This window comes from Acinetobacter sp. ANC 4216, assembly GCF_004331195.1.
Lineage (GTDB): Bacteria > Pseudomonadota > Gammaproteobacteria > Pseudomonadales > Moraxellaceae > Acinetobacter > Acinetobacter kookii.
Window position 1 is genome coordinate 280470 of the sequence record NZ_SJOC01000001.1, and the last position, 12952, is coordinate 293421.

Here is a 12952-nt window from a genome sequence, read left to right on the forward strand (position 1 = left end):
GTCTTCGAATAATGAATCTTTATATATTCAAAAGCATGAAGCCAATAACTCCATGCTTTTGTATTCTCAAACAGGATGCTGCGACGCGACTTGCTGACTAATCATCACCGCTGTCGCTGCAGACAAAGTCCAGCCCAAATGGCCATGACCGGTATTATAAAAAACCCGTTCACGGCGACCGCGACTGACCATCGGCATCATGTTGGGCATCATCGGACGTAAACCTGCCCAAGGAACGACATTTTCAGTGGTAATATTAAAGTTTTTATTCACCCAATCTGTTAGCGGTTGAATACGGTCGGCACGGATATCCCGGTTATAACCATTAAATTCTGCCGTTCCGGCTACACGCAGACGATCTGCACCTAAGCGTGAAGTCACAATCTTTGCACTTTCATCCAGCAAACTGACCCACGGCGCATTTTTGACACTTTCTTCATCATTCAGATGCAGCGTAATCGAATACCCTTTCACAGGATAGACATTGACCCGATCACCCAGTAAATTTGCCAAATGATAGCTTCCCACACCGCCACACACCACCACGGCATCAGCTTCTAAAGATTCCACCACAGCTGCATCCAAATGCATATTTTCATTGCTGGCATGGTAAAGCACAGTGACACCTTTTTTATGGTGTTTTACATCGGTGACTTCCATCCCAAACAGGTATTTCACCCCATATTTTTCAGAGGCTTCAGCGAGACCTTTGGTAAATTTATGAATATCGCCAGTCGCATCCCCAGGACAATAAAAACCGCCGTAATATTCACCTTTCAGGCTTGGCTCGATGGCTTTGATGTCGGCAGGAGTAACCGCTATTCTTTCCAGTCCTCCCGTGGTCAATAAATCATTCACTTTGGTGGCGATCTCATAATCCAGCTTGCTGTGGTAAAAATGCAGAATGCCGCGTTTTTCCAGGTCAAACTGAATATGTTCTTTTTCAGCAACAGCAAATAAGTGCTCACGCGCTAAAAGTGCCATTTTAACGGTATCGCGGGTATTGGCTTCATAATGTTTGATATTGCCCACGAATTCCATCAACCAGCCATATTTATGCAAATCGAAAGATGGGTTGAGTAATAAGGGGGCATTTTTATTCGCCATCCACTTGATACCTTTCAGTACTGTGGCTTTTTGATTCCAGACTTCCGCATTACACGCGGAAAGTTGTCCGCCATTGGCAAATGAAGTTTCCATGGCTGGATACAAATGCTTATCTAGGACCGTGACTTTATAACCTAAATTGGCGAGTTCATAGGCCGTGGTAACTCCTGTAATGCCTGATCCAATCACAACGATATGACACATAGCACACTCCTTGGAAATGTAGATTTACATTTCTATGCGCCCCATCTGTCATTTTTACCTGAGAGCTTCGATCATATCGTTATCATCCATAACGTCGACCATCCCCTTCGGTGAGCATATATTTTGCTATGCTTCTCTCCAGATTTTTGAAATTATTACAGTCCTTTTGCCTGAGAGTTTCCGGGGTCGTTGCTCCTTCGGCGTGTTCACAGAAGAACATCTCTCCTGCAATAATTTGCTTCTATTAATATGAGCAATTTTTGTACCATGCGCGAGCACTAAATTCATTTATTTGTTAAGCACTGTTATTACAATAAAAATTAATATTATTTTCAAACACTTATATTTAAAAATTTCATTTAATGATTCAGCTTAAACTCTTATATGCACAAGATGCACTGTTTTGAGTGTTTCACCTATCCCAATTTTAGCACCGGTTTTGACATCTGTTGTAATTGCAGATCAATCAAGGGCTGCCCTACATTGGCGTCAATCGGATAAGACTCAACACATGCTGTTTTTGAATAGCCACAGCGTTCATAATATTGAATCAGCTCTGTTCTTACATGCAGTACATACATTTCATACTGTTGGAATGCCGGAAAGATTTCTAAAGCTTTCCTTTCAGCATGGGCTAGCATCTGCTTTCCAATGCCCTGATTTTGCCAAGCTGAAGCTACACAAAAAGTACCTATTTCGACACTATTCTGTAGAAAAGTTAAGCCAATACATGACACTAAAACCGATTCTAAATCCTCGACCATTTCAGCTATAAATAGACAAAAATTCTCTTGTGCCAAGGTTTGCTTTAGCTGCTGGGCATTAATCCTGTCTCCAATGACAATATGCTGCTCATTGGTCCAACTGCGACCAGTATTTGTGCGATAAGCCTGATTGATCAATACAACAAGCGTTTCAATATCATTGGCATTTGCCAATCTATATTTTAATGCTTTCATTTTTTTCTAAAAATTTCTGTTTCGTAGAAACTACCATAAATAATAGCTAAAAAATCAAGCAATAAAAAACCAGACTTGGCGTCTGGTTTTTTAGTGGATCACAAAAGCTCTTCACTTAGGCTCAATTGGAGCAAACGGTGCAACTACATCGGCATTTTGTGCACGATGGCGCATAAAATGGTCCATAAGTACAATGGCAAACATCGCCTCAGCAATTGGCGTTGCACGCACACCTACACACGGATCATGACGGCCTTTGGTCAATACGTCCGTATCTTCACGCTGAATGTTAATGGTTTTACCTGGAGTAGTGATACTTGCAGTCGGTTTCAATGCAATCGCAACACGAATGGTTTGACCACTTGAGATTCCGCCCAGAATACCACCGGCATGATTGGCCAGGAATCCATCTGTGGTTAATTCATCACGCGATTCATGACCAAACTGTTCGGCAACCGCAAAACCGTCACCAATTTCCACGCCTTTCACCGCATTGATGCTCATCATGGCATGGGCAATATCCGCATCTAAACGATCAAATACCGGCTCGCCCCAACCTACAGGAACATTCTCGGCCAGAATTTCCAGCTTCGCACCGCAGCTGGTACCTTGTTCACGTAATGAAGTCACTAAAGCTTCAAAACGTGGCACGGCATCGATATCACCGCAGAAAAACGGATTGTTTGGAACTTCATTCCAGTCCAGTTTTTCGGTTTTTTCAGTACCGATTTGCGTCACATGACCACGAATCACGATACCAAACTTTTCAGCCAGATATTTTTTCGCAATTGCTCCCGCAGCTACACGCATTGCTGTTTCACGCGCACTTGAGCGGCCACCGCCACGATAATCGCGGAAACCATACTTTTGCGTATAGGTATAATCAGCATGCCCCGGACGGAAAGTTTGCGCGATATTGCCGTAATCTTTCGATTTCTGGTCGGTATTACGAATCAATAAACCAATCGATGTACCTGTGGTTTTGCCTTCAAAAACACCGGAAATAATTTCAACTTCGTCCGGCTCTTTACGCTGAGTTGCAAACTTGGAAGTCCCCGGTTTGCGGCGGTCCAAATCTTTTTGTAAATCTGCTTCAGTCAGTTCAATCCCGGGCGGCACACCATCGACAATTGCCATCAGGCCAACGCCATGAGATTCTCCGCAAGTCGTTACACGGAACAGTTGTCCAATACTATTACCCGCCATGTTCACAACTCCTTATGCTTGAACAGATTGTACAAATAAATCACGGTATTTACGGCACTGCTCTGCGGTTAAAGCAAAAATGCCTGAACCGCCATTCTGGAAAGTGAGCCAATGGAAATCCACAGTATTAAAATTCTGTTTCATGGCCCATTCCGAATTGCCCACTTCAATGACAATCAAACCATCTTCAGTCAAATAATCTGCCGCTTGTGCCAGCATTTTACGCACCAGATCCAGACCATCCTGACCCGCAGCGAGTGCAAGCTCAGGCTCATGCAGGAACTCTGCCGGTAAATCTGCCATATCTTCGGCATCCACATAGGGGGGATTGGATACGATTAAATCGTATTGATTTTCGGCAGGAATTTTGGCGAATAAGTCGGATTCCATCAAGGCAACCTGATATTGCATGTTGTGATGTTCAGCGTTAATCGAGGCCACTTCCAACGCTTCTTTGGAAATATCGGTCGCATCCACTTCAGATTCCGGGAAGGCATAAGCCAGAGCAATTGCAATACAGCCTGAACCGGTACACATGTCTAAAATGCGACGCGGTGTTTGTGGGTGATCATTTTCTGGAAGATTGTTCAAGGCTTCACGCATCTGACCATGTTCATCCAGACAGTAAGGTGCAAAGCGCTGATTGATCAATTCTGCAATCGGTGAACGTGGAATCAGTACACGCTCGTCAACATAGAACGGTTTCCCGCAGAAATAAGCCAGATTTAATAAATAAGAGGTTGGCACTTTCTCATTGATACGACGCTCCAGCAAGCTGATAAATTCTGCTTTTTCGCTTGGCAACAATTTCGCATCTAAAATTTCCTGGTTGGCATTCCAGTCCAATGCCAGTGTTTGCAGGACTAAAGCCGAGCTTTCAGCAAAAAAATCTTCTGTACCTTGACCTAAGTGTGCATCATATTGACGTAGAGCTGAAACACCAAAACGGATAAAATCGCGAATTGTGCTTAGGTTTTCAGCGGCTTCCTGTAAATGTTCAGGGCTAATAGTCAGTTGATCCACTTAAGGCATCTCCAAGGTCAATTTTAAAATGCCTTATGATACCTTGTTTTGCGGGGTTTTATAATGTTTCGACCAGATTAAAAACAAATATCTATGGCGAATTTATTTGGCCTGGTAATAGTAAGTACGCTCCATTGTCATTTCGAGTACACACTTGGATTGTTTAACGGCCATATAGGTAGATGTTACTTTTAAATAGCATTTTTGATCCACACGGTTAAGCCAAAGTTTATGCTGTTGCTCGATACTACTTTGATTAACCACATTCTTATTTATATAGCCCTTATAAGCTTTATTTAAAATTTTTTCCTGATTTTTCAGTTCTTTGTCGACACATTTTTTGACTGTTTCAATTTCACCATAAGAAGTGTCGAGACATTTATTATATTCGTCAGAATAGCCTTGAGCTAAAACTGAATTTGACCAGAAAGCAGCCAGACTCAGCATCACAGATATTGCCAATCGCATAATATTCCCCTGTCTTAAATGACTCAAATTTAAATACTATTATTGTGCTTATCCTTTGATACTACATCAATCATGTGCAAATTCCTATAAGCTTAGCCTTTATGACCTCAGCTCCAATAACAAATTCATTCAAATTGCATATTGAATCTGACTAAAATATCCCCATATATTTTCAATTCTTTTTCTACAAAATATTTTTATTTTTATGAGCTACAAACACAATAATTTAATGGCAATGCGTGAAAACTACTGGAATGATACCGATTCTGCACAGGTACAGAAGGAAAAAAAATTCTTTCAACACACTTTACTTGAACACGCCATTCATAGCAGCCCATCCGAGGATGATGCAAAATATCTGTTTTTTAGTTTTCCAAGCATCATTATTGTTAAAGGTTATGCGCTTGGTTTTCAGCATGACACGGTTCAAGCCATGATTTTTAAACATATTCAGGACAATAAAAATTTATTAAAGCAGAAAAGCGATATTAAAATTCAATTTCGGATGTAAATCTCAGCTCATCCCTGAGCAGCAGGTTTTCTGCTCTATCCCTATCTTTAATCCTGATAAATGTCATCGGAAGTCTATGATCAAAGCGCAGGTGTCACTTGAATTCTATTTTGTCTAAGTACCGTGACACTTTTCATGGAAAATAAATGAAATATTAAACATATTTACTCTCCATTCAGCACATTGAACTTTTTTAATACGTGAATAAACGGTAATATCCGCTACAATTAAATATTCTGCGACTTGCTGATTAAGGATTTTGTTTAATGTCAGATCAGAACGATAAGCTTAAACAACTCAAAACTTCTTCCATGGATCGACGCTTATCTATCGCTAAAGCCTCCTTACTCGCAGGAACGCGCTGGGCTGCATCGAGTGCAACCACCCTATTTTCAAGCGAAGCAGAAAAAGAAAAGAAACGTAAAAAAGCCATGAAAGAACAAGCCGATTATCTTGTTTCTGAAATTGGTAAATTAAAAGGTTCGATTGTAAAAATCGGGCAAATGATGGCCCTGTATGGCGAACATTTTTTACCTGAAGAAATCACTCAGGCTTTAAATACCTTAAACAATCAGACCGTTGCACTTGCCTGGCCGGCCATCAAGCAACAACTGGAACAGCAGCTCGGCGCCAAGCTGCATGATTTGACCGTAGACCGTGAACCTTTGGGCACCGCCTCTTTAGCCCAGGTACACCGCGCCACACGCAATTCGGATGGTTTGGAAATCGTATTAAAAATCCAGTATCCCGGCGTGGCAGATGCCATTGATTCAGACATGAGCCTGTTTAAAAACATGCTCAAACTGACCCGTATGGTGCCGCAAACCCGTGAATTTGATCAGTGGTTTGATGAAGTTCGTGAAATGATGCATCGTGAAGTCAATTATGAAATTGAAGCCGCGACCACTCGCCGTTTTGCCGACCGTTTAAAAGATGATCCTCGTTATATCGTCCCGCAAATTGTGGATGAGTATTGTACCGATCAAGTGCTGTGTATGACTTTTGAGCGTGGCGTGCCGATCAACAGCCCTGTGATGCTCTCTCTTCCTCAAGAACGTCGCAACCAGTTAGGCGAAGCCTCTCTCGAGATTGCGGTACGTGAAATTTTTGAATGGGGCGAAATGCAAACCGATCCAAACTTTGGCAATTATCTGGTCCGTTTGGGAGATGGCGCAGAAACTCAAGACAAGATTGTATTGCTGGATTTCGGGGCAATTCGCCAGTTTGATGAACATTTGCTGAAAGTCGCCCGTAACCTGATTAAAGCCGGTTATGATCATAATATCGATGAAATGGTTCATGCCATGACCGGCTATGAATTTTTTGATTCCATTCCGCAAAGCATCAAGCCAGATATGGCTAAAGTGTTTTTATTGGCCACCGAAGCCTTTAGTAGCATAATGAATAATCCAGACTTGCCCGAAAGCGTAATGGATGAAAATCAGCGCTATGACTGGAAAAAAAGCCAACTTCATAGCCGTGTCATGCAACGTGCTTCCAAATCGATGGCATCGCGTTATTTCAGTGTACCCCCTAAAGAGTTTATGTTTATTAGCCGTAAATTCATTGGTGCGTATACCTTCATGACCGTCATTGATGCAAAAACCAATGTACGGAAAATGGTGGCGAATTTTCTATAAGCTGTGCACAGACTAGAATGATGTCTTGTCATTCTAGTCAATTTTTATTGTTCACCCCAATTTTTACTTATAATAAAATAAATAATATTCAATTATTTAATCAAATTTAAACTTTATTTTAACCGTTTATCCAAGTCAATTTTAATTGTCAGGGATGACATAGTCATTTCCATATTCACATGTCAGCATAAAAATATAAAGAATCAAAAACCAATGGATGACAAAAATGACCAATATGGTAAATAAGGCTCAAGGACTTGGGCTATCCCTCATTACCAGAATTGCAGGTAGCGAGGTACTTGATCAATTCAAACTGCGCAAATTTCTGGAAAAATCTCTCTATCAAAGCTCAAAAATGGGTTTTAAAACTTTAAGCAAAACCCAAAAAGTCTTTAAAGCCAGTTCCGGTATCAGTAAGCAACGTTTACCCAATCAGCAAAAATCACTCTTTGATTTGAGCCTGTCTGAAGAACAGCAAATGACCTGCGATGCCATGGAGCAGTTTGCATCCGAAGTGCTTTATCCACTTGCAGCTGAGGCAGACAATAACGAACAATTTCCAGCAATACTTTGGCAACATGCTGCTGACCTAGGCCTCAACTATTACGCACTTCCTGAAGCATTGGGCGGTGTAGCTGCTGAAAAGAATATTTTAAGCAATATTTTAATTGCCGAACATTTAGCCAAAGGCGATTTCAGCTTAAGTGCAGGACTCCTGTCCACCTTCAGTGTGATTAATGCCATTACCCAATGGGGTTCCGAACCAGTTCAAGCGACCTATTTACCCGGCTTTGCAGATGATTCCGAGATACACGCCACCTTTGCCATCCAGGAAGCTACGCCTGCCTTTAACCCACTGAAACTAAATACCAAAGCCAGTTCCGCTAATGGACAATATTGTATTAATGGCGAAAAAACCTTGGTGATTCTGGGTGAAACTGCAGATCTGTTTCTGGTCAATGCTGAGCTCAATGGCTCGCCAGAAGTGTTTATTGTTAAACGTGATAGCAGTATTACGGCTCAAAAAAGTCCGGCTATGGGTCTAAAGGCAACCGAAACCGTTAGCTTAAAATTCCATAATACGCCTGCTGAACTGTTAGGTGATGATGACTTTGATTATCTTGCATTTTTAGACCTGGGGAACTTAATGTGGTGTGCCATGGCGGTTGGCACATGTGAAGCCGTCAAAGCTTACTGCATTCAATATGCCAATGAACGTACTGCATTTGGTGAGCCTATTTCACATCGCCAAAGTATCGCTTTTATGATTGCGGATATGGCTATTGAAATTGATGCCATGCGCATGTTGATTTTAAATGCGGCCAGTCTGGCTGAAGCAGGAAAACCCTTTCATCGTGAGGCTTATCTCGCACGTCTACTTTGTGCTGAAAAATCCATGAAAATTGGTAGTGATGGTGTGCAAATTCTGGGTGGCCATGGCTTTACCAAAGAACATCCCGTTGAGCGCTGGTATCGCGATTTACGCGCTACAGCAATTTTGCATTCAGGCTTACATGCTTAATCTATCAGACAAGGAATTATGCAGATGAATTTACAAAATCCTAAAAAGTTTAAGATGCTGATTGATCAAGCGCATGAATCAGCCTTAAATGTACTACGCCCCATTTCACGAAAATATGACAAAGCCGAACACAGCTATCCCAAGGAACTCGACATGTTCGCCTCACTCATTGATGGCATGAATGATGGTGGCGAAGGCATCAATGCCGGTGCCGCAGTGGGCAGGCGTGGCAATGCAGATTCAGGCAACAAAAATGGCGTCAATATGTCCACGGTACTTGGCGTGATCGAGATGTGCTATGGAGATACTGGCCTATTGCTCAGTATGCCGCGCCAAGGCTTGGGAAACTCTGCCATTGCCGCTGTCGCAAATGATGAACAGCTAGAACGCTTTAAAGGCACATGGGCGGCCATGGCCATTACTGAACCGAGTTGCGGTTCAGACTCGGCAGCCATTCGAACCACAGCAACCAAAGATGGCAATGACTACATCCTCAATGGTGAAAAAATTTTCGTCACCTCGGGTGAGCGTGCCGATGCTGTAGTGGTCTGGGCAACATTAGACAAGAAACTCGGCCGGGCTGCCATTAAATCCTTTGTCGTTCCAAAAGGAACACCCGGCATGAAAGTAGAACGCCTGGAGCATAAACTCGGGATCAAAGCATCCGATACCGCTGTCATCAGCTTTATTGACTGCCGCGTGCCTGCAGAAAATCTGTTGGGACATGCTGAAATTGATGTCGCCAAAGGTTTTGCTGGCGTTATGGAAACTTTTGATAATACTCGCCCACTGGTCGCAGCGATGGCAGTCGGATGTGCCAAGGCATCCCTGGAAAGAATTAAGTTAATTTTCAAAGATCAATTAGATGAAAATTACCGGACACCCTATTTACAGACATCACATCTTGCCGCGCTGATTTACCGAATGGAAGCGGAATGGGAAGCGGCACGTTTACTCACCATGAAGGCGGCCTGGATGGCTGACAACAAAAAGCCAAACTCACGAGAGGCCTCCATTTCTAAAGCCAAGGCAGGTCGAATCTGTAATGAAATCACCTTGAAATGCGTAGAGCTTGCAGCAAGCGTGGGATATAATGAAGAGGAATTGTTAGAAAAATGGGCACGTGACTCAAAAATTCTTGATATTTTTGAAGGTACTCAGCAAATTCAGCAACTGATTATCGCACGACGTGAATTAGCTAAGAGTTCAAGTGAATTAAAATAAGTTTTTAACAGGTTTAATGCATAAACACCTTGCAAGAGATGGATTTTTTGTTATAAAAATCTATCTCTTCTTTTGAATTGCTTCATTTTAACTTTATGTACCAAATTCGACCTATTCAACCCGAAGATAATACTGATATTGCACAGGTTATTCGCGAAGTTTCTAAAGAATTTGGACTCGCTCCCGAATCTGGTTTTGCAGTTGCCGATCCCGTTTTAGATGATTTATATACAGTTTATCAGCAAGCAAATGCACAATACTGGGTAATTGAAAATCAACAGGGCAAAATTCTGGGTGGCGGTGGCTTATCACTTTTAAAGGGCGACCCTACAATTTTAGAAATTCAGAAAATGTATTTTTTGCCTGAAGTCCGAGGCTTGGGCTTTGCCAAACAACTTTTAGAAAAAGCCTTTCAGTTTGCACAACTGCAAGGTTTTCAATCATGTTACCTAGAAACAACCAAGGAACTATGGCAAGCAGTAAAACTCTATGAAAAATTAGGTTTTCAATATTTAGAGCAACCTAGAGGCAACACGGGTCATAGCCATGCCTGCGAAATCTGGATGGAAAAGCAATTATAATCGGTCTTATTTTATTGTTTTATCCATTTAACCATTAGAGGTTCTTGCGATTGAATTGACGCCTTGTTGTCTACTTTTACCTACACTGAAAGTATTCATTAACTTCTACAGTATATCGAGTCATAAATTTATGCTAAAAGCCTCAGAAAGCAGGAAGTTTCCCTAATAAAAAGAATAAACGATCTAAGCAGGATGCTAAAACAGAAGTTAATCACCCTCATAAGATAAATAAGCCTCATCCAGCTATGGGGCTTATTTTTTGACATTTTCAAACCTTAACAAGAATAAGCCAAAAATTGTACAGCTTGATTGAGTCGCTTTGTTAATGTCAAAGTTTATCTAAATGATTCAGGATCATTAACATGACTAAAAAAGCCTTATTCATAACTTCCAATATCGGTGTTGAACAAGATGAACTGATCAAACCTCTTGAATTTCTACAATCTAAAGGAATTGAAGTCATTCATGCTGCAGAAGAACAAAAAGACGTCCAAACTGTTAAGAGTGATAAAGAACATGCCATGGCTTACACTCCGCAAACAACTTTGGCTAAAGTCTCTCCAGAAGATTATGATATTTTAGTCATCCCAGGAGGGACAGTAAATGCTGATACTCTCCGTTTGAATGAAAATGCCCATAAAATTATTCAGCACTTTACCGACAATGCCAAACCGGTTGCAGCTATTTGCCATGGCCCTTGGACCTTAATTAATGCACAGCGGATTAAAGATAAAAATTTAACCTCTTATAAAAGTATCCGCTTAGATTTGGAAAATGCGGGTGCCAAGTGGGTAGATGAAGAAGTACATCGATGCAATACCAATAATTGGCCGTTGATCACATCACGATCTCCAGATGATATTCCTGCATTTAATCAGGCCATTTTGCAAGAACTGGATCATTAAAAACATTTTTTAATTAATATCTTTAGCTGAAAAGTCCTATTCAAATAATGGGACAATGTATTCATTGTTTAAATAATTGAATTATTTTTAATTATAATTTAAGAGCCCAACCATATTTATCCAGTTGATCGAATCCATCAAAATGGGGGGCTTGACTCATCCTATTTAGCCCACTAGCATAGCTGCAATAAAATTTCACTTTGGTTTTGAACTTTGTTTTTTACACAGTATTTTTCAGATTTATCGTCAAAAAAATCAAACTATCATTTATATACATTTAAATCTGTAGCTATCATTATTACTACATTAGCTTTTGCTGGATGTTCTTCTAGCCACTCAGTTGTTAAACGGTCTGCAAAATTGTCAACGGGTATTCAAAAAGCCTATTCAGTAGCACCAGACACTGCCAACCGTGTTTCCCCTATGATTATTCAGAGTGCTGATAAATATAATGTGGATCCAATATTATTGGCCGCAGTGATTCGTCAAGAATCAAGCTATAGAAACTCCGTGATTTCACCTGCTGGGGCTGTTGGATTAACTCAAGTCATTCCACGTTATTGGCAACAAACTTGCCCAGGTGATCTAATTGAAGAATATAATAATATCAATTGCGGTACTTATATTTTAGCCTCCTACAACAGTAAAGCCGGAAGTTGGCCAAAGGCTTTAGCTTATTATAATGTAGGCCCTACGGGTTATAATTCCAATAGTAAGATGAAAAAACAAGGGGAAAAGTATGCAGAACAAGTTAAGCAACATCAAGAAACACTAAAAGATGCCTTATAAATTTACTCTAAAATTTTCTATTTAATGAGAGAAGTTTTTAGATTGATTTATTTTTCAGACTCTTAATAAAGTCTGAAAATGAATCAATATAATATGATTCAGCGCCATTATGATAAATAAAAACCTGACCATAATGTTTATCACCAAATAAAGTCTCGTTTTCTTTACGGATTTTTTTTGGGGTAAATAACCAGCAAAGTTTTCATATCAATTGAACCTATTGTCTGAAACTCATAATAATTACGCTCTATTAGCAAGTCGACATCCATGTATGAAACTATATCTGGTACAGAGCAGTCAGGTTTATTGGCTTTTAGAAGCTAATGCCTCTCAAGCATAAGAGCAACTTCTTCGACCAAATGGGCTCTCTACACGACAAATCAATAAAGATATAATGGATGGCTTTAAAGATATAATGGATGGCTTTATGCAAATGCACATTCTGTTCAAATCCTTTTTAAATACCAAAAAATTTACTGATTCTTCTTCATCTAATATTTTTTCTTATCATCTATAAAAAAAGCCCCTGCACTTGGCAGGGGCTTTTTAGAATAATGAGCTGGCGATGACTTACTCTCACATGGGTAATCCCACACTACCATCAGCGCTAAGAGGTTTCACTTCTGAGTTCGGGAAGGGATCAGGTGGTTCACTCTTGCTATGGTCGCCAGCACAACTGTTTATGGACTTGTTCGGGTCTTATTTAACTGCTTTGCAGTGTATGCCTTACTTGGTACCAAATAAAATTCATTAACAGGTTATATCTGAGTTTCGTATTTTGTTCTTTAGCGTTTACTAAATCAAGTATTTTAC

At 40.6% G+C, this 12952-nt stretch carries 12 protein-coding genes, 1 rRNA gene, 1 pseudogene and 1 riboswitch; of the genes and pseudogenes, 7 read left to right on the forward strand and 7 right to left on the reverse strand.

Annotated features, from left to right (window positions below):
• Nucleotides 1-66: 66 nt before the first annotated feature.
• The 5 genes from E0H88_RS01435 to E0H88_RS01455 form a co-directional block, all read right to left on the reverse strand.
• Nucleotides 67-1311, reverse strand: a complete 1245-nt coding sequence (locus E0H88_RS01435) for a D-amino acid dehydrogenase (protein WP_131272828.1) — start codon at nt 1309-1311, stop codon at nt 67-69.
• 148 nt (nt 1312-1459) lie between these two features.
• Nucleotides 1460-1549: riboswitch (glycine riboswitch) on the reverse strand.
• Nucleotides 1550-1727: 178 nt separating this feature from the next.
• Nucleotides 1728-2270 carry a GNAT family N-acetyltransferase gene (locus tag E0H88_RS01440; RefSeq protein ID WP_131272829.1) on the reverse strand — a complete coding sequence of 181 codons (543 nt, stop codon included), beginning with the start codon at nt 2268-2270 and terminating at the stop codon, nt 1728-1730.
• A gap of 111 nt (nt 2271-2381) precedes the next feature.
• Nucleotides 2382-3476, reverse strand: coding sequence for a chorismate synthase (gene aroC, locus E0H88_RS01445; RefSeq protein ID WP_092819695.1), 1095 nt, complete (start codon nt 3474-3476; stop codon nt 2382-2384).
• Between the two features lie 12 nt (nt 3477-3488).
• Nucleotides 3489-4499: a 50S ribosomal protein L3 N(5)-glutamine methyltransferase gene (gene prmB / locus E0H88_RS01450; RefSeq protein ID WP_131272830.1), complete on the reverse strand. Its 1011-nt coding sequence runs from the start codon at nt 4497-4499 to the stop codon at nt 3489-3491.
• Between the two features lie 102 nt (nt 4500-4601).
• Complete coding sequence (locus E0H88_RS01455; RefSeq protein WP_131272831.1) at nt 4602-4967, reverse strand: lysozyme inhibitor LprI family protein; 366 nt, start codon at nt 4965-4967, stop codon at nt 4602-4604.
• 205 nt (nt 4968-5172) lie between these two features.
• On the opposite strand from E0H88_RS01455, the gene E0H88_RS01460 reads away from it, so the two are divergent.
• The 7 genes from E0H88_RS01460 to E0H88_RS01490 all read left to right on the forward strand — a co-directional run bounded on the left by E0H88_RS01460 (nt 5173) and on the right by E0H88_RS01490 (nt 12139).
• On the forward strand, nt 5173-5478 hold the full coding sequence (locus E0H88_RS01460; protein WP_092819698.1) for a hypothetical protein: 306 nt from the start codon (nt 5173-5175) through the stop codon (nt 5476-5478).
• A gap of 266 nt (nt 5479-5744) precedes the next feature.
• Nucleotides 5745-7118: an ABC1 kinase family protein gene (locus E0H88_RS01465; RefSeq protein ID WP_131272832.1), complete on the forward strand. Its 1374-nt coding sequence runs from the start codon at nt 5745-5747 to the stop codon at nt 7116-7118.
• 235 nt (nt 7119-7353) lie between these two features.
• Nucleotides 7354-8640 (forward strand): acyl-CoA dehydrogenase family protein, encoded by a 1287-nt coding sequence (locus E0H88_RS01470; protein WP_171458654.1) that lies wholly within the window; start codon nt 7354-7356, stop codon nt 8638-8640.
• Between the two features lie 24 nt (nt 8641-8664).
• Nucleotides 8665-9864, forward strand: coding sequence for an acyl-CoA dehydrogenase family protein (locus E0H88_RS01475; RefSeq protein ID WP_131272834.1), 1200 nt, complete (start codon nt 8665-8667; stop codon nt 9862-9864).
• A 95-nt stretch (nt 9865-9959) separates the two neighbouring features.
• Nucleotides 9960-10445, forward strand: coding sequence for a GNAT family N-acetyltransferase (locus E0H88_RS01480; protein ID WP_131272835.1), 486 nt, complete (start codon nt 9960-9962; stop codon nt 10443-10445).
• A 362-nt stretch (nt 10446-10807) separates the two neighbouring features.
• Nucleotides 10808-11350, forward strand: coding sequence for a type 1 glutamine amidotransferase domain-containing protein (locus E0H88_RS01485; RefSeq protein WP_092819703.1), 543 nt, complete (start codon nt 10808-10810; stop codon nt 11348-11350).
• Between the two features lie 213 nt (nt 11351-11563).
• Complete coding sequence (locus tag E0H88_RS01490) at nt 11564-12139, forward strand: lytic transglycosylase domain-containing protein (protein WP_131272836.1); 576 nt, start codon at nt 11564-11566, stop codon at nt 12137-12139.
• Between the two features lie 37 nt (nt 12140-12176).
• On the opposite strand, the pseudogene E0H88_RS16240 reads toward E0H88_RS01490, so the two are convergent.
• Nucleotides 12177-12323: pseudogene (locus E0H88_RS16240) on the reverse strand (DUF4256 domain-containing protein); the annotation flags it as partial.
• A 373-nt stretch (nt 12324-12696) separates the two neighbouring features.
• Nucleotides 12697-12811: ribosomal RNA gene (gene rrf / locus E0H88_RS01500) — 5S ribosomal RNA — on the reverse strand.
• Nucleotides 12812-12952 lie beyond the last annotated feature (141 nt).

Bases quoted from the DNA above. Each gene is read 5' to 3' on its own strand.
- E0H88_RS01435 (WP_131272828.1), bottom strand. From the start codon at position 1,311: ATGTGTCATATCGTTGTGATTGGATCAGGCATTACAGGAGTTACCACG.
- E0H88_RS01440 (WP_131272829.1), bottom strand. From the start codon at position 2,270: ATGAAAGCATTAAAATATAGATTGGCAAATGCCAATGATATTGAAACG.
- aroC (WP_092819695.1), bottom strand. From the start codon at position 3,476: ATGGCGGGTAATAGTATTGGACAACTGTTCCGTGTAACGACTTGCGGA.
- E0H88_RS01455 (WP_131272831.1), bottom strand. From the start codon at position 4,967: ATGCGATTGGCAATATCTGTGATGCTGAGTCTGGCTGCTTTCTGGTCA.
- E0H88_RS01460 (WP_092819698.1), top strand. From the start codon at position 5,173: ATGAGCTACAAACACAATAATTTAATGGCAATGCGTGAAAACTACTGG.
- E0H88_RS01465 (WP_131272832.1), top strand. From the start codon at position 5,745: ATGTCAGATCAGAACGATAAGCTTAAACAACTCAAAACTTCTTCCATG.
- E0H88_RS01470 (WP_171458654.1), top strand. From the start codon at position 7,354: ATGGTAAATAAGGCTCAAGGACTTGGGCTATCCCTCATTACCAGAATT.
- E0H88_RS01475 (WP_131272834.1), top strand. From the start codon at position 8,665: ATGAATTTACAAAATCCTAAAAAGTTTAAGATGCTGATTGATCAAGCG.
- E0H88_RS01480 (WP_131272835.1), top strand. From the start codon at position 9,960: ATGTACCAAATTCGACCTATTCAACCCGAAGATAATACTGATATTGCA.
- E0H88_RS01485 (WP_092819703.1), top strand. From the start codon at position 10,808: ATGACTAAAAAAGCCTTATTCATAACTTCCAATATCGGTGTTGAACAA.